This window comes from Cobetia sp. 10Alg 146 (genome assembly GCF_029846385.1).
In the GTDB taxonomy this organism is placed as follows: Bacteria; Pseudomonadota; Gammaproteobacteria; order Pseudomonadales; family Halomonadaceae; genus Cobetia; species Cobetia marina.
Map to the genome: position 1 here is coordinate 340552 of NZ_JARWKT010000003.1, position 20706 is coordinate 361257.

Here is a 20706-nt window from a genome sequence, read left to right on the forward strand (position 1 = left end):
GCTGGATCATGCCTCGGTAGCGAGGCATCCTCCCTCCACACCTGCCACGCGAGCCCTTCAGGACATCGGAACACGGAAGATGACGCTATCGCTCGCAATCTGCTCGAAGGCCAGGCCATGGGTCCGCGCCAGCCAGGCGAAGGTCGTCGGGCTGAACAGGCAGACATGGGTCGGGTCACGCAGATAGTGCCAACGCTTGAGCGCATCCAGATCATCCGCGGCGGGTTGCGTCATGATCCCCAGCAGGCCACCGGGTTTGAGACACCCAAGCCACTGACGGAAGACATCGCCGGGCGCGTAGAGATGCTCGATCACCTCGGTACTGACGATGAAATCATGCTGACGGGCGAGCGCTGCCGGGTTCGGGTGGTAATACAGATCATGCAATGCCATCGGGTGGCCGACTTCCTCGAACATCCGTGCCAGGGCTGGCCCCGGCCCACAACCGAAATCGAGCCCGCTGGCACCGGCCGCCAGCCGCTCGCACATCGGCGTGAACAGCCTGGACAGGAAGGTGCGATAGCGCGGGTCTGCTGGGTCATTCTGATGCTGGTCGTAGATGTCCTGCTCTGCGCGGGCATCCAGTCGTTGAGAGGGTGCGAGATACAGCAGATGGCATTCGCCACACCGCAGGTAATCACGCTCGTCGGCAGGCGGACGCTGACCGGTCTGCGGACATGGCTTGCGTCGTTGCACCAGATGAAGCACCGGTTGACTGTCATGCGTCGCGCATAACGGGCATTGATGGTCGGATTCAGGCAATGCCTGTGCCGGGGACTCGGGGGCAATGGGGGAAGATGACATCAGGGCTCCGCACAGGGCAAGGGACACGACAGGCACAAGACATGACAGGACGAGCACATCAGGGAAAGCGCATCAGGCAAAGCACTACTGGAAAGCACGGCACACGAGAACCGCTCGGGCAGTGCCGTGGTCTGACTGTCTGACAGAGCGCCTCGGGACCACGCCAGCGACGTGACCCCGGATGTGCCGATGCCAGCATGATACTGGCAGAGGAAACGGGCCGCACGCCCCGTGCCACACACGACGAAGGTCAGTGCGTGCCCCCCGATGCCTCGAACCTGCATGACGTTCGCCCCTCTGGCACAATGGGGCGCGACGGGCAGCGCAGGACTCGCCCTCTGACCAGTGCGGTATCTCACGCCAGACCACCGGAACTTCATGTGTGACGATGGAAAAGACTCTCAAGCGTTTTGAAAAGGCCCTGGAACAACGCCTTTTACCCCTCAAGGCCAATGCCGTCGCCTGGCTATGGCAGCGACTCTCGGGCCTGACCACCCGCCAGCTGTGGTGGATGGCGCGCCCGGTCGCGCGTCTCGTGCAACTGCTCAATCCGCGGGAACGGCGCGTCACGCGCAGAAATCTTGGCCAGGCCTTCCCTCATCAGCCGCGTGAGGCACGCGCACGCCTCGTGACCGAGAGCCTCGCGCACTCCACCGCCACCATGCTGGAGCTGGGCAAGGTATGGCTGGGCGATGAAGACGCGGTGCGCGATTCGATTCTCGAGGTGCACGGTCGCAATCTGCTCGACGAAGCCCGTGCCGAGGGACGTGGCGTGATCGTGCTGGCGCCGCACTTCGGCAACTGGGAAGTGCTCAATTTCTGGCTCTCGAGCCATTTCCCCTTCACTGCCATGTACGAGCCGCCCAAGTTCGAGCGGCTCGACCCGATCATTCGCAACGGGCGTGAGCGCATGGGGGCGAGACTGGTGCCTACCAACTCCCGCGGCGTGGCAGCGTTGCTGAAGGCGCTCAAGCGCGCCGAGGCGATCGGCATCCTGCCGGACCAGGAACCGGGACGCGGCAGCGGTGTCTTCGCCGACTTCTACGGCCGCCCCGCCTACACCGCCACTCTGCTCCCCAAGCTGGTGGCGAGAACCGACGCCCGCGTGGTGACCGGTGTCGCTCAACGCCTGGAAGATGGCCATGGCTTCGCCATCCACTTCCTTGCGGCGGATGAGGCGGTCTACGCCGAAGACGAGGTCATCTCGGCGCGGGGAGTGAATGCCTCAGTGGAAGCCGCGATCGCCCTGGCGCCCGCGCAGTATCAATGGGAATACAAGCGCTGGCGCAAGAGCCCGGAAGAACTGGACGAGCAGCCGGGCTGGCGTGAGAAGCGCTTCTATCCCCGGGACGATTCCTGGCTTTCCCTCAAGGGCTGGCGCCGCCACCTCAAGTACCGCCGCCGCAACGCGAAGCGCTCCTGACTCTCCAGGGACAGGGCAGCACTGGCGCAAACCGGCACAAGCTTCCAGACTTTCCTGCACGGCGGCGAGCGATGCCAGTCGACTTGCCGAGGTAGCGGCGACAGGCCAGGGAGGCAGTGGAGCACATGAGCAAGCGCCAACAGGAAATCCGTGGATGCGCAAGCATCAGACAGCTGATGGGGACGGCACTCATCGGCTGTCTCTGCGCGTCCTCTCCTGCCTGGAGCGAGGCAAGGAGCAACGACACCCTCGATGGCGAGACCTCTGCTCATGCCCCGGCTCTGGCATTGCAGGCGGCAAGCTCGGTTCCTGAGGACGCCCCCTCCCTGAGGCTGCCACCAGGGGCCGGCATGACTCGGCTGGCATCGATTCAGGCACCTCGCATGCTGCACCTCACCGCTCACGATGAGGTCTTGATTGGCTCGCGGGCCGGCAAGCTCTATCGAGGCCAGCTGGCCGATGATGGCAGCCTCAAGCGCATGGAAGTGCTGGTCGAGCTGGAAGGCTATCCCCACTCTGTCGTCGTCCGCGATGCGCGCCTGTATGTCGCGACCACGGACGCCCTGCTGGTCGCGGACTACCATCCCGGGATCTCCCTTGCCCCGAGCGACTTCCAGCGCGTGATCGCGATTCCCGGCGGCGGTGGCCACAACTCGCGTACGCTGAGCCTGGGCCCCGACAATGGCCTGTATCTGGCGCTGGGGATCCAGGGTAACTGCTCCGATCAATATCTGGCGGGCACCTCGCCTCGCTATCCACAGCAACAGCGCCGTGGGGGAGTGATGCGCCTTGAGGAAAGTGGCGAGCCTCCCGAGTGGCGTGCGTGGGCGAGTGGTCTGCGCAACCCCGTCGGCCTGACCTGGCAGGCACAGGCGACAGGAGAGACGCGCCTGCTGGCCACCAACAACGGACCGGACCACTGGGGCTACGAGCATCCTCGCGAGCTGGTGGTCGCTGCCCGCGAAGGCAGCTTCCATGGCATGCCCTGGTATCAGTGGATCGATGGCCGCTGGCAGGCAGATGATTGCATCACGAGCGATTCACCGCGCGAACGTGACGAGATTGCACCGCCACTGGCCGAGATCCCCGCTCGCAGTGCGCCGATGGGTATCGCGGTGGTGCCGCCTGGGCATCCATTGGCTGCTGACATGGATGTCGTGGTGGCAGTCCACGGCAGCTGGGGCACGGCACCCTCCGGCAAGGCGTGGGGAGCCCCCGCCAGTCGTCGTGAGCCTCGCCTGCTGGGCCTCAAGCTGGCGACGCCAGACACTGAAGCACACCTAGTGCCGGTACTGACCGGCCTGCAGGATGCGGCCAGCGGCGAGCGCTGGATACGCCCACTGGATGTAGCATTCGGCAAGGATGGCAGCCTCTACCTGACCAGCGATACCGGAGCCTCAGGACTCTATCGGATCACCTTCTCTCAGTGACCTCCAGCCGCCTCTGACTCGACACGGCGGCTCACGCGTTGATTCTTCGCCCAAGCGTTGAGCGAGCGTCTCGACGCTCTGCATCCATGGGGTGATCACATGCGTATGCTCTCAGGACGACGCCATCGCCGGAGCCTGCGCCATGACAAAGCCCTCCATCTTCTCGCCAGTTGCCAGCCCTACCCCCGGGGCTGTCCGTTCGGGCAGCGCCCTGACGCGCCCCCCGTGGCTGAGCATCATCATGCCAGTCCACAACGAGGCATCCGGTATCGTCTCGGCCTTGATCGCCTTGAGCCCAATGCGCGCGAGCGGGGATTGCGAGGTCATCGTGGTCGATGGCGGCTCCACGGATACTATCCGCGAGCTGGCAACGCCGCTGTGCGATCGCTGCCTGAGCAGTGATCCGGGCCGGGCAACGCAGATGAACGCCGGTGCCTCTCAGGCTCGTGGCCAATGGCTGCTGTTCCTGCATGCTGACACGCGCCTGCCGGCACATGTCCTCTCGGTACTGTCAGAGACCCTCGCCGAGCATCGCGAGTGCGACTGGGGTCGCTTCGATGTCGACATCGAAGGGGATTCTCCGCTGCTGCCCGTGATCGCCACGCTGATGAATCTGCGCTCACGCCTGACCAGCATCAGCACAGGTGATCAGACCCAGTTCGTACGACGCTCCACCTTCGAGGCCATCGAGGGCTTTCCCGCCGTGCCCCTGATGGAGGACATCCAGCTGAGCGTCAGGCTCAAGCGACTGACCTCGCCGCTGAACCTCTCCGCCAGAGTCACTACCAGTGGAAGACGCTGGGAAACCCATGGCGTCTGTCGCACCATCCTCAAGATGTGGGGGCTGCGCCTGGCAGCTTGGGGTGGCGTATCTCCTGTCCGTCTGGCGCGTCTCTATGGTTATGGTGCCGCCGCTCAGGCCTGTGAACAGCGTGGCTTGCCTCATGCCTGAAGCCTCGCTTGCTGACAGGGAAACCGACACGACCGCGTATGACATGCGCCCGACGCTCATCATCTTCGGCCGCCTGCCACTGGCCGGACAATGCAAGACGCGGCTGATCCCTGCCCTCGGTCCCGAGGGGGCGGCACGCCTCTACTCGCGCATGCTGCGCAGAATCGTTCAGCAGGCCTGCGCCTCACGCCTCGGCAAGGTGGTCGTGATGCTGACTCCCTCCCCCGAGCACGCCCGGCAGCAACCTGAGCAGGCAGCCCTGCTGACGGACCTTGAGGATCAGTTGCGTGCAGAGAGCATGGCGGCACATGGCAGGCGGATCACGCTCGAGGCACAGCCACAGGGTGGGCTTGGGGAGCGCATGCATCAGGCCATGCTGCGCCACCTGCCCGCAGGCCCCGTGCTGCTGATGGGCTCTGACCTGCCCGCATTGGACAGTCAACGTCTGCGCGAGGCGGCGCGGTACCTGCATGACCATGATGCGGTGCTGCAGCCCAGCGAAGACGGGGGATACGGATTGATTGGCCTGAAAGCAGCCTGCCCGGCGGCCTTCCAGCTGGATCACTGGAGCCATGCCGACGTGAGCCGGGAGACTCTTGCACTACTGGCTCAGGCAGGCAGAAGCGTCGGTTGCCTGCCTGTCAGCTGGGATGTCGATGAGCCTCACGACCTGGTGCGCCTGAGGCGACACTTCCCAGCCCTGATGGCGAACCTCTCCTCCTGTCAGCCTGCATGACATCTTTCCTGCAGCGCATGACACGCTTCCCGCATCGCAGGAAGCCCTATCAGCATCGCAGAAGGCCTCCCAAAGTCGCATGGGTTTTAGGGCGGCAGAGGCTTTTCCTGCACCGCAGGACTGTTACACTCGAGATATCGTGACGTCTGAGTCACAGCTTGACGGGGTGCCGGTAAGACCGGCTGAGATGTCATTCGCACTGTTCGAGGCCTTGCATCGAGGTGCGTGAATGACGATCCCGCCGAACCTGATCCGGTTAGTACCGGCGTAGGGATCAAGCGCGAAGTGTTGCCGCACATCATCTTCACCTCTTCCAGGTGAACGCCGCACCTCCCCCCGCTTTTTCCCTGCAGATTGCCGGACCTGACCACGCTCGAGCCAGACCTTTGCCACTCCATCACGGATTGGCAGCACGCTCACCGAGGGATGCGTCGATGCCCAGCTTTTCAGACCTGACCAGTGCCTGCGCCGAGGAATGGCGCGACTATCTCGAGCATGACTTCGTTCGCCAGCTCGGGGAAGGTCGTCTGCCAGAGGAGTCCTTCCGCCATTACCTGCAGCAGGACTACCTGTTCCTGATCCACTTCGCGCGCGCCTGGGCGCTTGCCGCCTACAAGAGCCGCACCCTCGCGGAGCTGCGTCAGGCCACGGCCAGTCTCGACACCATTCTCAATACCGAGCTCGACCTGCATATCGGCTACTGCAGCGAGTGGGGCATCAGCGAGGATGACCTGAGTGAGCTGCCGGAATCCCGCGCCACCCTGGCCTATACCCGTTACGTACTGGATTGCGGCCAGCGCGGCGACCTGCTCGATCTGCACGTGGCGCTCGCGCCCTGCCTGATCGGCTACGGCGAGATCGCCGAGTGGCTGCTGGACCAGGACACCACCGAGATAGAGGACAATCCGTACGCGGACTGGATCGCGATGTACTCCAGCGATGACTTCAAGGAAGCGGTGGACGCCGAACGTGAATGGCTGGACGCTCGGCTCTCGGAGGTCTCGGAGCGCCGGCTGGGCGAACTGGTGGATGTCTTCCGCGATGCGACACGTCTCGAGATCGACTTCTGGCAGATGGGCCTTGATCGCGACTGATCCGTGGCAGGCCGTCGCCTGACAGGCCGCGCCTGCGCGAACGGAAAACACACCGATTTTCATCGGCCTGGGGACGTGGTCCTCTCGCCAATCATCCAGACACACCACAGGCCATCAGAGCCTGAATGCGAGCACGATGACCTGGGCCAGCACAACGCTCAGCACAGGTCATGCCCGCATTGAATTCTGAGCACGCTTGACGGGGTGCCGGTGGAACCGGCTGAGATCCTGCATGCATCACCTCGCCGCCAAATGGGCGAGGCTGCCAGCAAGGGGTCCCGTGGAACCTGAACCGGTTAGGACCGGCGTAGGAATCAAGCTGATGGTCAGCCGCTGCCCGCGGCCGCCTCGCTCCCGGGCCACCTGTTGGCAAGGAGTCGGCGATGGCCATCCTCTCCCTGCGCACGGTCTTCCCATGATGACGTCTGCCGTGACGTCGCCCTTTGAGGAGACCTGCATGAGCACTACCCCCACGACTCAAGATCCGCAAGCCACCAACGCCGCCGAACCGTCGCTCGCCCCCCAACCTGAGGCTGCGCCGAAGGCGCGCGCACGTGCCGGTCGCAAGGATGGCAGTCGCCATCTCGCCAGCGAAGCCCGCGTCGACGCCGCCGCCATCGCGCCGCTGAGCGGCTCGCGCAAGATCTACATCGAAGGCTCTCGCCCGGACATCCGCGTGCCCATGCGCGAGATCGGCTGCTCGCCGACCCAGACCTCCAGCGGTCTGGAAGAGAATCCGCCGATCGTCGTCTACGATACCTCCGGTCCCTACACCGACCCGGCGGTCGAGATCGACATTCGTCGCGGGCTGGCGCCACTGCGCGAGAAGTGGATCGAGGAACGCGGCGATACCGAACAGCTCAATCAGCTGAGCAGCGAATATGGTCGCGTGCGCCAGGCCGACCTGCGCCTGTCGTCCCTGCGTTTCGAGCTGGACCACCGCCCGCGTCGTGCCCTGCCGGGCAAGAATGTCACCCAGCTGCACTATGCGCGCCAGGGCATCATCACGCCGGAGATGGAGTACATCGCGATTCGTGAGAATCAGCGTCGTATCGCGCTGCGTGAGGAATATCAGGGCAGCGACTCCGTCGAGAGCATTCTGGGCCACCAGCACCCGGGTCACAGCTTCGGCGCCAACCTGCCTGACGAGATCACCGCCGAATTCGTGCGTGAGGAAGTCGCGCGTGGCCGCGCCATCATTCCCGCCAACATCAATCACCCGGAAAGCGAGCCGATGATCATCGGCCGCAACTTCCTGGTGAAGGTCAACGGCAACCTGGGCAACTCGGCGGTCACCTCCTCCATCGAGGAAGAGGTCGACAAGATGACCTGGGCGATCCGCTGGGGCTCCGACACCGTGATGGATCTCTCGACCGGCGCCAACATCCACGAGACACGTGAATGGATTCTGCGCAACTCTCCCGTGCCCATCGGCACGGTGCCGATCTATCAGGCGCTGGAGAAGGTCGATGGCGTGGCCGAGAATCTCGACTGGGAGATCTTCCGCGACACGCTGATCGAGCAGGCCGAGCAAGGCGTCGACTACTTCACCATCCACGCCGGCGTCCTGCTGCGCTATGTGCCGCTGACCGCCAGCCGCGTGACCGGCATCGTCTCGCGCGGCGGCTCGATCATGGCCAAGTGGTGTCTGGCGCATCACGAGGAAAGCTTCCTCTATCGCCATTTCGAGGACATCTGCGAGATCTGCAAGGCCTACGACATCAGCCTGTCACTGGGCGATGGCCTGCGCCCGGGCTCGGTGGCCGATGCCAATGACGCCGCCCAGTTCGGCGAACTCGAGACGCTCGGCGAGCTGACGAAGATCGCCTGGCAGCACGATGTCCAGGTCATGATCGAAGGTCCGGGTCACGTGCCGATGCACCTGATCAAGGAGAACATGGACAAGCAGCTCAGCGAGTGCGACGAGGCGCCCTTCTACACCCTCGGCCCGCTGACCACCGACATCGCCCCGGGCTACGACCACATCACCTCCGGTATCGGTGCCGCGATGATCGGCTGGTTCGGCTGCGCCATGCTCTGCTACGTGACCCCCAAGGAGCACCTGGGCCTGCCCAACAAGGACGACGTCAAGACTGGCATCATCACCTACAAGATCGCCGCGCATGCCGCGGATCTGGCCAAGGGGCATCCGGGCGCGCAACGTCGTGACAATGCACTCTCCAAGGCACGCTTCGAGTTCCGCTGGGAAGACCAGTTCAATCTGGGCCTTGACCCGGACACCGCGCGCAGTTTCCACGACGAGACGCTGCCCAAGGATTCGGCCAAGGTCGCCCACTTCTGCTCCATGTGCGGGCCGAAGTTCTGCTCGATGAAGATCACCCAGGAAGTCCGCGACTACGCCAACGAACACGGCCTGACCGGTGACGCCGACAGCGTGATGGCCGGCATGCAGGAGCAGGCTGACAAGTTCAAGCGCGAAGGCAGCCAGCTCTATCAGGAGGTATAGGTAGAGGGATTGGCGCACGAAAGGCTGACGTGCTGAGCCGCACGAAAAACGCCCCGACCATCACTGGTCGGGGCGTTTTCAATGGCCTGCTGCCAACCGCTCATGACGTGTCATGAGCGTGATCCAGAGATCACGTGCGGCTGGTGACTTCCAGCAGGTGATAACCGAACTGGGTCTTCACCGGGCCCTGCACGGTGTTGATCGGTGCGCTGAACACGACTTCGTCGAATTCCTTGACCATCATGCCCGGGCCGAAGGCGCCCAGGTCACCGCCACTGCGACCGGACGGGCAGGAGGAGTGCTCGCGAGCGGCATCAGCGAAATCGCGGCCGTTCTCGATTTCGGTCTTGAGAGCTGCACACTGTTCTTCGCTGGAAACGAGAATATGACGCGCTGTGGCCTGTGCCATGTCTATCACCTGTCACTGATCGAATAAATGCCGCCGGCAATCACCGGCGGCGTGGCAGCACATTGTGGCCCAAGGCGACGCTCGCCGCTAGCGTCGCGCGCCTCCCCACCTCCCCAGCGATGCCTCAGACGCGCGAACGCCCACCCGGAAGACCGGATGGGCGTTGAGGACGCTCGCCTGAGAGCGTCGGCAGCAGTCGCTTACTTGGCGACTTTCTGCATGGCCTCGGAGGCGGACTTGGCATTGTTCTCTGCCAGTTCCTGACCTTTCTTGGCGTATTCCTGGTTCAGCTCGACCACCTTCTGGGTGTCGTTCTGAAGCTTCTCGCCCAGAGACTTGACCGTCTCCTGCTGTTCCTTGACGAAGTTCTTCAGGCCTTCGCTGTCCTTGATCTCGAGCATGGAACGCGCCTGCGCCATGGAGGTGTCAACGTAGGACTTGGTCAGATCCATCTGAGCGCTGACCAGCTTCTCGCTGTAATCGAGGCTCAGGGCGCTGAAAGCACGCAGCGGAGCGAAGAACATGTCGTCGAACTGCTGAGTGGTCTTCTCAAGATTGGTGTTGAACATGGGGCACCCTCCAGGGTTTGGCATCACACGGAAAATGAAGCGGAGCTTTGCTCCGTTGGCTACCAGGACTGAACCAAGCTTGTGAGCCATGAGGTCGAGATCTCACTGCAAGCCAGCATTCTCGACAGGTTCCATCCTCGCTGCAGTGCAGCATAAGCCACCTCTTGCTGCACTGCAACATCAGGAGCGCAATATTGATCAACCACCTTGCCCTGCGAGTCTGCTTCCAGGCTGACTGCCCTCTTGCCCAGAGACGCCAAGCCCCTGAATGACATGAAGATTTCAGTCGCTCGCACGACATCGCTGGCACAACATCCTGTCACCCAGCAATTCGCGCTGACCCTCGCTACGACATAACGCCACACTGGCCTTGGACAACCAGCGACGACACTCATCACAACGTGGCTGCAGGTATTGCATCTCATCATGGCCAGACCCCATGCCACGATGGCCGTGCGACACGTCAGAGGCTTTCGCGCCAGCGGAAGACACGCCCTGCAGCCTCACGTCAGAAACTGAAGGCTGCCAGTCCTGAGCCTGCAAGCCGTGGCACGTGGACGAGGGCATGGTCTGCGTCATGCCGGACATCAGTGTCTGGAAAGAGGATGAGATGGCCTTTGGAGGAGTGGCCCGGCGAGTCTCGGAAGGTGTTGGCCCCTCCTCACGAGGCGTGACCTGAGGAGCGTCATTCCCGCTTGAAGTAGGGATGGCGTCATCACGCACGGGGGCCACCGAGGGGGAAGCGGATGGGTCCTGGGGTGGCGCCCAGGCGTAGGCCGTCTGCTCATCGGGATGGATGGCCATGGTGGCATGTTCTGACAAGCCGAGTCGCGACGCCCAGTCGACCCGTGATGGGCCATGCTGCGCCAGGATGGCACGACCGAGACGCCTCAGACGACGCGGGTCGATCCGGTGGGTGAAATCACGCATGCGGGCGACGGAGGCCGCCCCGCTCCCGAGATTGAGGCATTCTTCGGACAACCCGCGCAGGTCCACCAGCGCTCGACTGTCCAGAATATCTTCGGGAGGCCGGCTGACCTGTTCCTCGGCGGCAATGACCAACCGATGCGTCAATTGTGGCTGCAGCACCATCCCGAGTCTGGAAGGCAGGAGACCTGAGCTCTCCAGCCAGCGGCGAAAGCACTGCTGCTGTTCCTTGAGTGCCAGCAGCGGTGATGGCGTCAACCGCAACTCATCACCGCTCTGAACGACCTCCCCGGTATCTTCCAATGAGCCCTGCCCGACGGAAGCGCCTTGCTCGACAGAGGGGCCCTGGTGCGCGCTCAGCTCGCCAAATGGCGAGATCGTCAGCGGGAGATCAAAGCAGGACGCATCCAGTACCCAGAATTGCATGAGGCGATTGATCAACACGTGATCCAGCTCGATCACGCCCTCATCCCCTTCCAGGCGCAGGTCATGCAGCACGACCCAGTCATCGCGCGACTCGAACAGGGTGTTCAGGAATCGGGCGAGCGAGCGACGACGCTCCTGATGCGCTCGAACGCCTCGCAGCATCCTCAGAACCTGCTGGCGCTCCTGTGTACTCAAGGTGGCATTCTGCGCCAACACCTCAAGTACCAGAACGTCATACTCCCTGGAGTCACAATCCTTGAGCAGCATGGGAGCCTCTAAATTTAGAACATTAAGATGTTTTCAGTGTAGTCATCGCAGTGCCATCTCTGCCACCTGCTACCTGTCAGGGCATCCAGCCAGGGGGAACAAGCAGGGGAGAAACGGGTACAGGGCAGATCTTGAGGATAGCGCTTCAGGACAGACCTTAAGAATAGCGCTTCAGGACAGACCTTCAGGATAGATCAGGCTGCTGATGATAGGGCAGCATCGCCTCCACCTGGCGTCGCGCCCCGCTCAACCAGCGCGCTTCCTCCTCAAGCGCGTCAGCCACGGCTGACTGCAGTCCGGGATGTACCAGCCAGTGCAATGACCAGGTGTCATAGGCCGAGAAGCCGCGGCTGATCTTGTGCTCACCCTGTGTGCCCGGATCAAAGCGCGTCAGTCCCCGCTCAAGGCAGAACTCCAGCCCCTGGTAATAGCAGACCTCGAAATGCAGGCAGTCCGCCTGCACTTCACTGCCCCACCAGCGCCCATAGAGGCAATCGGCACCGACAAGGCACAACGCAGCCGCCACAGGATCGCCATGTTCATCACGCGCCTGCACCAGCAGCAGCTGTTCGGGCATGCTGCGCCTTAAGCGCTGAAAGAACGCCAGTGTCAGGTAGGGCCGTTGTCCGCGCTCCAGATAGGTCATGCAGTAACAGCGATGGAAAGCTTCGAGATCGCTCTCACCAATGGCTTCACCGCTGAGACGCGCGAGGGTGATGCCCTGCTCGAGCACCTTGCGGCGCTCGCGGCGGATCTCCTTGCGTCGCTTGGAGCGCAGACTGCCCAGCCACTCATCGAAGTCTCGCTCACCTCGCGACTGCCAGTGATACTGCATGCCACCACGCAGCATCAGCTGCGGACTGACGGCTTGCCAGTCGCGGCACTCGTCAAGATCCGCGAACAACAGATGAAAGCCACTGTGCTCAAAGCGTCGCAAGGGCCCGCCTGCGTCGACGGCGGGTGCCACGCCGGCCTGAAGCCTGGGCCACAACCAGGCAAGCAGCGCTCGGCGGGAAGGGCCTCCCGTCTCCGATGAGGCCAGGACCAGCCGCGGACCAGCGCTCGGCGTGAAGGGAACTGCCGACAGCTGCTTGGGATAATAACGCCCACCGGCCTGCTCCAGCGCCTCGGCCCATTGCTGATCAAAGACATACTCGCCCCGCGAGTGCAGCTTGAGATAGCGCAGCAAGCCGGCGACAAGCCGTCCTGACTCGTCACGCACCAGCAAGTGCGCCGGGTACCAGCCCGTAGACGCGCAGGCCGCGCCGCTGTCTTCCAGTGCACGAAGATAGGCATGTTGCAGAAAGGGATACTCTTTTCCCGCCAGCGCATCCCATTCTGCGGGCGTGACAGCGCTGATCGACGAGAGCACGTCCAGCTGCCAGTTCGCGCCACGTCTGTCAGTGGCCTCAGTCCCGATCTGCCTTCGCGACGCATCACTCTCCTGATGCCCTGCTTCCCGGTGCTCGCTCACCCTGCTCTCCTCTGAAGATGCCTACCCTGCCGCCCGGCCGATATGCCGCCTGCCCCAGGACATGCTAGTGTGTCGCCATGATGCAAGACAATGAGACTGCCATGACTGATACATCGCCTCCCGCCGACAAGCCTGAGCCCACGCGCGATACGGCGACGGCTACCGAGCGTCCCACCACTCCCTCTGCGCAGGAAACCCGCGCCGAGACCAATGCCATGGCACTGGCCTCCTTTGCCCTGAGCGTGCTGGGCTGTCTGCTGGCACCCGCGGCATTGGGTGGCATCGTCTGCGGTCATCTCGCCCGCCGACAGATTCGCCGGCGCGGTGATGCCGGCGATAGCTGGGCGCTGGCCGGCCTCATACTGGGCTACCTGCTCATCGCGTTGTCATTGGCGGGTCTGCTGATGTTCGGCGGCATGATGCTCACCATGTTCGGTATCATGGCGTTCAGCAGCTGACGCAGGACGGCCCTCCTTCAGCCTGCCCCCCGATTTTCATGCCAGCGGGACACCCTGCCGCCTTGAGCACCTGGTGTGCTCCCGCCAGCGATTCCGGCTCCTGTGAGCCGCCTCATACCTGAGCGAGCCTCGATGCTGCACTCGATTCTCGATAATGATTTCTACAAGTTCACCATGCAGAACGCGGTGGTGAAACTGTTTCCCTACGCACGCACCCGTTACGCCTTCATCAACCGGGGCCAGCATGCCTTCCCCCCGGGATTCGGCGAAGCACTGCGCGCGGCCGTGGATGACATGGCACGCCTGGCGCTGAGTGCTGAGGAAAAGGAGTTTCTGGAGCAACAGTGCCCCTTCCTCGACCCCACCTATCGTGACTTTCTTGCCGGCTTTCGCTTCGATCCCGCGGAAATCACCATCACCCAGTCGGGTGAGGAGCTTGAGGTGCATATCGAGGGCTACTGGTACCGCACCATCCTGTGGGAAGTCCCGCTGATGGCGATGATCAGTGAGCTCTGGTACCGCCTTGGTGGCGATCAGCGTGACAGCGACAAGAGCGTGCGTGACAGTACGCTGACCAAGATCGAGCACTACAAGCGTCTGGGGGTACGTGTCGCCGAGTTCGGGACGCGTCGTCGCCATTCCTATGCGGTCCATGATCAGGTAGTGGCCGCCCTCAAGGAACAGGGCCGTGGCTGCTTCATCGGCACCAGCAATGTCCACATGGCCCAGCGTCATGGCACCAAGCCCATCGGGACGCATGCTCACGAGTGGTTCATGTTTCATGCAGCGCGCTTCGGATTCAAGATGGCCAACATCCTGGCGCTGGAAAACTGGGTGAAGGTCTACCGGGGTGATCTGGGGATCGCTCTCTCGGATACCTTTACCAGTCGTGCCTTCTTCAGAAGCTTCGACAAGAAGTTCGCCAAGCTGTTTGATGGGGTACGGCACGACAGCGGTGATCCCATCGAGTTTGCCGAAGCGACCATTCGCCACTATGAGTCGCTGGGCATTGACCCCAAGACCAAGACGATCATCTTCTCGGATGGTCTGGATACCGACAAGGTTGACCGTATCGTGCGCTATTGTGCCGGTCGTATCGGCATGTCGTTCGGGATCGGCACCAATTTCACCAATGACGTCGGCCCCCAGCCGATGAACATGGTCATCAAGATGACGGAAGCCCGGCCCGAGGGTCAGGATTGGGTGCCGGTGATCAAGCTGTCGGATGTGTCCAGCAAGCATACGGGTGATCCGGACATGATCCGTCTCGCGCATCAGGTGCTCTCGCTCAAGGAGCTGGATCAGACGGCAGACTGACGCGTTCGCCCCTGACACCGTCACCCAGCAATGAAGAAGCCCGTTCAGGATGATGCCTGAACGGGCTTCTTCATGTAGGTCACGCATTCGGCGTCACGACAACCTGCTCACGTCTGCGGCTGGGTCTTCGGTGACTTGAACACGCCATTGAACAGATTGAGCATGACCTGCCAGGAGGCAGCATCCGCCGACGCATCATAGCCGAGCGGGAGGTCGTACCTGGCGGCCTTGGCATCCGACTCCGGATTAGTGAACGCATGCTTCGCCCCCGGATACTGGATCAGGGTCGTCCGCGTACCGAGGGATTCAAAGGTAGACAGCAGCGTGTCCAATCCTTGCTGCGATACCAGAGAATCCGCCTCGCCATTCTGGATCACGACGCGTCCGGCGAAGGGCTCGGGATTCTCGACGGCGATTCCAGGGCTGCCGTGGAAGCTGACGACAGCCTTGAGCGGAGCGCCGGAAAGCGCCATGTTCAACACGACACCTCCCCCGAAGCAATAGCCGATGGCCGCAAGGCGGTCACCATCCACCTCGGGGCGAGAACGCAGCACCGCCAGCGCCGAATTGAAGCTGGATTCGGCCTTCGGCCAGTCACTCATCACCGCCGACGAGAAGGCCTTGGCATCCTCGGGATGCTCCGCCGTGCGGCCTTCACCGTACATGTCTACCGCCATCACGACATAGCCGAGCCCCGCCAGCTGCTCCGCGCGCTTGCGAGCATAACTGTTGAGCCCCCACCACTCATGGACCAGCAGTATGCCGGGACGACGCCCCTTGGCCTTGGCATCACGCGCGATCAGCCCGACATGCTCCTCACCATTGGCACGATAGGTCACGACCTCGGTGACGACCTGCGGCCCTTCGAGGCGGTCGACGAGGGTGCCATCATCGGCCGCCAATGCCTGCCCCGCGGACAGCACCGATTGTGCAAACAACAGACTTCCGGCGCACCAGCCACGTAACATACGCATCGCCCACTCCTTGTGCAGATTGACAGAGTACAGAATGATGGAACGTGCCCACTGTCGTGTCGCGGTCACATCCCTTCCTCCCGATTGTCCTCGCTCACCGAGCTTGATGCCACTACCACCCGGTTACGACCACTCCGCTTGGCACTGTAAAGCGCCATGTCAGCACGATGCAGGAAGTCGTCACGGCTCTCCCCGGGCAGCGGCGTGGCGACGCCGAGACTCACGGTACACAACAGCTCCTGCTGCATGAACGCGAAGGTCATGCCGGCAATCTTCTGACGCAGACGCTCTGCCATGCCAACAGCGGTGGCGACCCCGGCATCAGCCAGCAAGATGCCGAATTCCTCGCCCCCCAATCGCCCGAAATAGTCATTGCGCCGCAATTGCTGCTGACAGATGCCGCCCAACCCACTCAACAACTGGTCCCCGGCGGCATGACCGAAGCTGTCATTGACCCGCTTGAAGTGATCCACATCGAACAGGACCAGGGCAATCTGGTCCCGCGAGGCGGATACCAGCAACGTATCCAGCATGGAGAGGAAGCAGCTGCGGGTCATGGCACCGGTCATCGCGTCCGTCATGGCTTCATGCTCGCGCCGCTGTTCGATCAGCTTGCGTTCATTGATATTGCGCGAGACCGACAGAATCCGAAGATAGCGGCCGGTCTTGGGGTCCATCGAGGGCGTGGAGATGGATTCGAACCACAGCGTATGGCCCTGCTTGTGGAGAATTCGGAAGTCGACACGAAAGACCTCTCCAAGACAGGCGGAACGATGGACCTTCCTGGCGACGCGATCTCTGTCATCCGGATGAATCAGCAGCTTGATCTCGCTGCCCTCGATGTCATTCACGCCAAACCCGCAAAGCCTCTCGACGGATGGACTGATGTACTGACAGATCCCGTCACTGCCTTCAATGCTGACCATGTCGCTGACGGAATCGAGAATGAATCGATAGCGCTCCTCGCTCTGACGCAGCGCCCGCTCGATGTGATGGCGCGCCGTGATGTCGTCACAGTAACCATTCCATGTCACGCTGCCATCGATGGGGTCCATCGGTTGGGGCAAGGCCACGCAGGCCAGCCGCCGGGTTTCCCCATCTGGATGCTCATAGTAGATATCCGGCTCCCAGGGCGACTGGGTTTCGGCACTGGCGCGTGCCGATTCAAGCAGTCTTTGCCGCTCCTGATCATTGAGATGCGACAGGAAGCGCGAGGCATCCTCAAGTGTCGCGTCAACTTCCTCTCCCAGCAGTTGATGGGCGACCGGCGATAGATAGGTATAGGTGAACTCATCCTCCCGGCTGAGCCGGCATTGAAACACCATGCCCGGCATCTGCTGTATCAGATACTCCAGCTGGCGTCGGTGAGCCTCGCTTTCACTGATGTCACTCAGTTGCCCCAACACCTCTCTGACGGCGCCTCCGGCCGCATAGTAGAGGTGCATGTCATCCTGCAGATAGCATTGGCGGCCATCCACATGGCGGAAGGAGTAACGCAGGCTGACGCTGGCACTGCGCGAGTCGACGGCCTCCTGAAAGCGTGCCTGACATTCCGCCAGGTCATCCTCGCAGATGCGTGACTGCCAGATTCGCGGGCTGGCCAGCAGCAGGTCCCGCGACAGGCCCGCCAGCATCTCGACGCCGGAGGAGATGGATTGCAGCTCCTCCAGTGGCCAGGGGCCTCGCGCACAATAGCGCACCCCCGGGGTGTCATTGAGCTGAGTCATCAACCGCTGACGTTGATTGACCGCCTGCTCCAACCGGTGGTGAGTCGCGCTGATGTCACGCACCATCACGGCGACTCGAGGCGAGTCTCCTTGCTGCGTCCGACCCAGATTCACCAGCTGGACGGAAAGACGGCAATCGCCACGTGGCAAGCTCAGGCTGACGTCACACTGCAAGGTCCCGGCTCCTTCCAGACAATGCATGACGTGGGAGTGATACACCCGCTCCAGGGTCTGTCCCGCATGTGCCATGGCGGCGTCATGGTAGAGGTGCCATGCCGGATTCGCCTCATGCAGGTACAGGGAGGACCCTCTCACCTCCAGCATGGCCATGGGGTCTCTGCTGCGCATCAGCATCATGCGATAAGCCTGAAGCTGCTGCCGCTCGTGGGCAAGTGCCTGTTCTCGTAGGGAGATATCGACGACTCGACCGCAGACCGGGTGATTCGCGCCGGAGCGCCAGAGTGTTTCCTCCACCAGCACGCCGTGTCCACTGCGATCCCTGATGCGATAGGTCATCGACCCGGCAGGAGCACCGGAGGCCCGGAAGTCTCTGACTCGCTGACGATCTGCCGCCACGATCAGGGAGAACCACAGTTCGGGATGCTTGAGGAAGTCGCGCTCGCCATACCCGAGCAGACGCTCCACTGCAGGATTCAGGGTAAGGAAGCGCTGGCCGTCCGCGCTCAACATGAACAGGACATCCCCTGCGACGGCATGGTAATGGTGCAGCAGGCGGGCATCTGAGAACGATTCCAGCAATGTGAGACTCCCCTTTGGGTCAGACGTCGCCCCTCAGAGTGCGTCATCACCCCGCGCAAGACCAGCGCGTCACGCCAACGCTGGAGGGCACGTCACCGTCAAGGGCAGGCAGGCCCATGCCGCCTCCGGACTGACAATCTCGATGGGCAGCACGAAAACGCCCGACCCGGAACAGAGTCCGGGTCGGGCGTGAAGGGGTCAGAGCGGAAGGTGCTAGCCTTGTGCGGTACGTGCACCGACCATGGCATCAGCCTGCAGGGTATCCGGCTCGCTGACCGTGTCATGCGGGGCGCCGTCGCGGGCGACATCCTTGCGCACTCGGCTCGCCGCAGAGGGCGCCTTGGCTCGCCTCTGCGCCGCCCCGGTAGCGTGACGTCGCGTGGCAGTTTCCTGCCGCTCACCACCACGGGCGCGGGAGTGTTCCAGCAATGAACGAAAGTCATCCGGCGTCATGTCAATGCGCTCTGCGGCGGCACTCTCCTGCCAGAGAACATAGATGGCCGGCTGCTCACGCCCGAGATCCATGCCGACCACGCGTCCCTGACGTTGTGTCCCGGGATCGCGCAGCGTCGCACCGATCAGTTCGTGGGCTTCGCGAATGGCATCGTGCATCTGAGACAGCCTGCTTTGGAAGTCAAGAGATCTGCCGAGAACAGCGGCAGTGTGGCAATACCTTCCCTGCATTGCCCCAGTACATGAACATTCGCAGGACGAAAGCGTGCCTGCATGATCTGACATGCCACCCGCGCTCACGAGCGACGTACACGGCGCATGTCAAGAGCAAAGTGTAACACATGTTCGTAGTTTCGCTAATCACACCGACACCACCCACAAGAAAGCGGCACATTGCCTGCCATTCGGCACTTTTCACCGCACGTTATGCCGACCAACTTCAGAGAGTGTCGCCATCTTTGTAATCTCTGTCTCTCATGCCCCACGCGAATGATGCCAAACGAAGACACGAATGCCTGGAGGACGAGCATCGCGAGGCAAGCCCTCATCTCGAGATTCAGGCGAAAAAAAACCTCCCATGACTGGGAGGTTCAAAGAGTGGATGACGCGATGTCATTCCGAGCAGCATCGAAGCCGGTCTTGGCGCCAACCCTGACCGACACACGATTGAGAGGGGACGAGTGACATTGCCTTGTCCGTGGAGCCTGAGCGCGACGCGAGAATCCTCGGGCCACTCGTCCTCACCTGGGGGGAGCCTGTCGAGTTACTGACAGGGCTCCGAATTCTGAGACCTCACCTGTGCCAGCCTGAAGAGATGGCCTCTTCAGGGAACCTCAGGCGAGGCCTTGAGTCATCTTACTTGGCGGCCTGCATGGCCAGTGCGGTGTCGAGCATGCGATTGGAGAAGCCCCATTCGTTGTCGTACCACGCCATGACCTTGACCAGACGCCCTTCGCTGACGCGAGTGTGGTTGCTGTCGAAGGTGGAGGAATGCGCATCGTGGTTGAAGTCGATGGACACCAGCGGCAGCTCGTTGACGGCCAGCACGCTGGAGCCTTCGGCAGCCTTGGTCACGATGGCATTGATCTCTTCGATGGAGGTATCGCGAGAGGCCGTGAAGGTCAGATCGACCAGCGAGACATTGATCACCGGCACGCGAATCGCCAGACCGTCCAGCTTGCCATTGAGTTCCGGCAGCACCAGGCCCACGGCTGCCGCGGCACCGGTCTTGGTCGGAATCATGGAGTGCGTGGCACTGCGGGCACGGTACGGGTCGGAGTGGTAGACATCCGACAGGTTCTGATCGTTGGTGTAGGCATGGATGGTGGTCATCAGACCGTTCTCGATGCCGACTTCGTCGTTCAGCGCCTTGGCGACCGGTGCCAGGCAGTTGGTGGTGCAGGACGCGTTGGACACGACCTGATGCTCCGCCTTCAGCGTGTCTTCGTTGACACCGAACACGATGGTGGCATCGGCATCACCGCTCGGCGCGGAGATCAGCACACGCTTGGCGCCGGCTTCGATATGCTTGGCGGCAGCGGCACGCTTGGTGAACAGACCCGTGCATTCCATCACCAGGTCAACATTCAGGCTGGACCACGGCAGTTTGGCCGGATCGCGTTCCGCCAGGATACGAATCTTGTCTTCACCGACGAACAGGTTCTCTTCGTCATGAGAGACCGTCTCGGCGAAACGACCATGCACGGTGTCGCGGCTCAACAGATGAGCGTTGAGCTTCGGATCTCCCAGATCGTTGATGGCAACGACCTGAATGCGATCATTGTATTGGCCTTCATACAGCGCACGCAGCACGTTGCGACCGATGCGACCAAAACCGTTGATGGCGACGCGTAATGTCATGACTCAACTCCTGTGGCGTATGGCAGGTGCAGGTTGGCACATGGCTTCACTGCTCGGGAAGACTTGGCGCATCCCGGGCAGACCAACGTGGCTCATGAAAGTATCCTACACGCTTTTACGTTAATTTGGCCGAAAGTCGTCCAGTCTTCAAGCAGTTTTTTTGTTAAGTTTACCGAATAT

The 20706-nt window shown here is 62.2% G+C and carries 17 protein-coding genes and 2 riboswitches; of the genes, 8 read left to right on the top strand and 9 right to left on the bottom strand.

What is annotated here, in order from left to right:
• Positions 1-57: 57 nt before the first annotated feature.
• Positions 58-804 carry a class I SAM-dependent methyltransferase gene (locus QD172_RS07520; RefSeq protein ID WP_279855366.1) on the bottom strand — a complete coding sequence of 249 codons (747 nt, stop codon included), beginning with the start codon at positions 802-804 and terminating at the stop codon, positions 58-60.
• Positions 805-1192: 388 nt separating this feature from the next.
• Here QD172_RS07520 and QD172_RS07525 point away from each other — a divergent pair, with 388 nt between their 5' ends.
• The 6 genes from QD172_RS07525 (at position 1193) to thiC (ending at position 8906) form a co-directional block, all read left to right on the top strand.
• Positions 1193-2227 carry a lysophospholipid acyltransferase family protein gene (locus QD172_RS07525; RefSeq protein ID WP_279855367.1) on the top strand — a complete coding sequence of 345 codons (1035 nt, stop codon included), beginning with the start codon at positions 1193-1195 and terminating at the stop codon, positions 2225-2227.
• 383 nt (positions 2228-2610) lie between these two features.
• Positions 2611-3657: a sugar dehydrogenase gene (locus QD172_RS07530; RefSeq protein ID WP_279855368.1), complete on the top strand. Its 1047-nt coding sequence runs from the start codon at positions 2611-2613 to the stop codon at positions 3655-3657.
• Positions 3658-3799: 142 nt separating this feature from the next.
• Positions 3800-4609 (top strand): TIGR04283 family arsenosugar biosynthesis glycosyltransferase, encoded by an 810-nt coding sequence (locus QD172_RS07535; RefSeq protein WP_279855369.1) that lies wholly within the window; start codon positions 3800-3802, stop codon positions 4607-4609.
• A gap of 43 nt (positions 4610-4652) precedes the next feature.
• A complete protein-coding gene (locus QD172_RS07540) occupies positions 4653-5345 on the top strand; it encodes a TIGR04282 family arsenosugar biosynthesis glycosyltransferase (RefSeq protein ID WP_279855370.1) in 693 nt (230 codons plus the stop codon).
• A 152-nt stretch (positions 5346-5497) separates the two neighbouring features.
• Positions 5498-5636, top strand: a riboswitch (TPP riboswitch).
• Positions 5637-5779: 143 nt separating this feature from the next.
• Positions 5780-6439 (top strand): thiaminase II, encoded by a 660-nt coding sequence (tenA, locus tag QD172_RS07545; protein WP_077375119.1) that lies wholly within the window; start codon positions 5780-5782, stop codon positions 6437-6439.
• A 190-nt stretch (positions 6440-6629) separates the two neighbouring features.
• Positions 6630-6770: riboswitch (TPP riboswitch) on the top strand.
• A 126-nt stretch (positions 6771-6896) separates the two neighbouring features.
• Positions 6897-8906, top strand: a complete 2010-nt coding sequence (thiC, locus tag QD172_RS07550) for a phosphomethylpyrimidine synthase ThiC (protein WP_136938788.1) — start codon at positions 6897-6899, stop codon at positions 8904-8906.
• Between the two features lie 130 nt (positions 8907-9036).
• Here the strand turns inward: thiC and QD172_RS07555 are convergent, their stop codons facing one another.
• The 4 genes from QD172_RS07555 to QD172_RS07570 all read right to left on the bottom strand — a co-directional run bounded on the left by QD172_RS07555 (position 9037) and on the right by QD172_RS07570 (position 12978).
• Positions 9037-9315 (bottom strand): peptidylprolyl isomerase, encoded by a 279-nt coding sequence (locus QD172_RS07555; protein ID WP_043331408.1) that lies wholly within the window; start codon positions 9313-9315, stop codon positions 9037-9039.
• 200 nt (positions 9316-9515) lie between these two features.
• Positions 9516-9884, bottom strand: coding sequence for a phasin family protein (locus QD172_RS07560; protein ID WP_077375127.1), 369 nt, complete (start codon positions 9882-9884; stop codon positions 9516-9518).
• Between the two features lie 282 nt (positions 9885-10166).
• The gene (locus QD172_RS07565) at positions 10167-11504 is read right to left on the bottom strand and encodes a nuclease-related domain-containing protein (protein WP_279855371.1); all 1338 of its coding nucleotides are present in this window, start codon (positions 11502-11504) and stop codon (positions 10167-10169) included.
• Between the two features lie 184 nt (positions 11505-11688).
• On the bottom strand, positions 11689-12978 hold the full coding sequence (locus QD172_RS07570; protein WP_254696546.1) for a GNAT family N-acetyltransferase: 1290 nt from the start codon (positions 12976-12978) through the stop codon (positions 11689-11691).
• Positions 12979-13079: 101 nt separating this feature from the next.
• Here QD172_RS07570 and QD172_RS07575 point away from each other — a divergent pair, with 101 nt between their 5' ends.
• The gene (locus tag QD172_RS07575; RefSeq protein WP_279855373.1) at positions 13080-13436 is read left to right on the top strand and encodes a DUF4190 domain-containing protein; all 357 of its coding nucleotides are present in this window, start codon (positions 13080-13082) and stop codon (positions 13434-13436) included.
• 132 nt (positions 13437-13568) lie between these two features.
• Entirely contained in the window at positions 13569-14753 is a 1185-nt protein-coding gene (gene pncB, locus QD172_RS07580; RefSeq protein ID WP_084208033.1) for a nicotinate phosphoribosyltransferase, read from the top strand.
• 107 nt (positions 14754-14860) lie between these two features.
• Here pncB and QD172_RS07585 read toward each other — a convergent pair whose 3' ends face one another.
• The 4 genes from QD172_RS07585 to gap all read right to left on the bottom strand — a co-directional run bounded on the left by QD172_RS07585 (position 14861) and on the right by gap (position 20526).
• Positions 14861-15727 carry a dienelactone hydrolase family protein gene (locus tag QD172_RS07585; RefSeq protein ID WP_136938791.1) on the bottom strand — a complete coding sequence of 289 codons (867 nt, stop codon included), beginning with the start codon at positions 15725-15727 and terminating at the stop codon, positions 14861-14863.
• 65 nt (positions 15728-15792) lie between these two features.
• Complete coding sequence (locus QD172_RS07590) at positions 15793-18213, bottom strand: diguanylate cyclase (protein WP_279855374.1); 2421 nt, start codon at positions 18211-18213, stop codon at positions 15793-15795.
• A 213-nt stretch (positions 18214-18426) separates the two neighbouring features.
• The gene (locus tag QD172_RS07595) at positions 18427-18825 is read right to left on the bottom strand and encodes a hypothetical protein (RefSeq protein ID WP_191237555.1); all 399 of its coding nucleotides are present in this window, start codon (positions 18823-18825) and stop codon (positions 18427-18429) included.
• Between the two features lie 696 nt (positions 18826-19521).
• The gene (gene gap / locus QD172_RS07600) at positions 19522-20526 is read right to left on the bottom strand and encodes a type I glyceraldehyde-3-phosphate dehydrogenase (RefSeq protein WP_077375144.1); all 1005 of its coding nucleotides are present in this window, start codon (positions 20524-20526) and stop codon (positions 19522-19524) included.
• Positions 20527-20706: the final 180 nt, after the last annotated feature.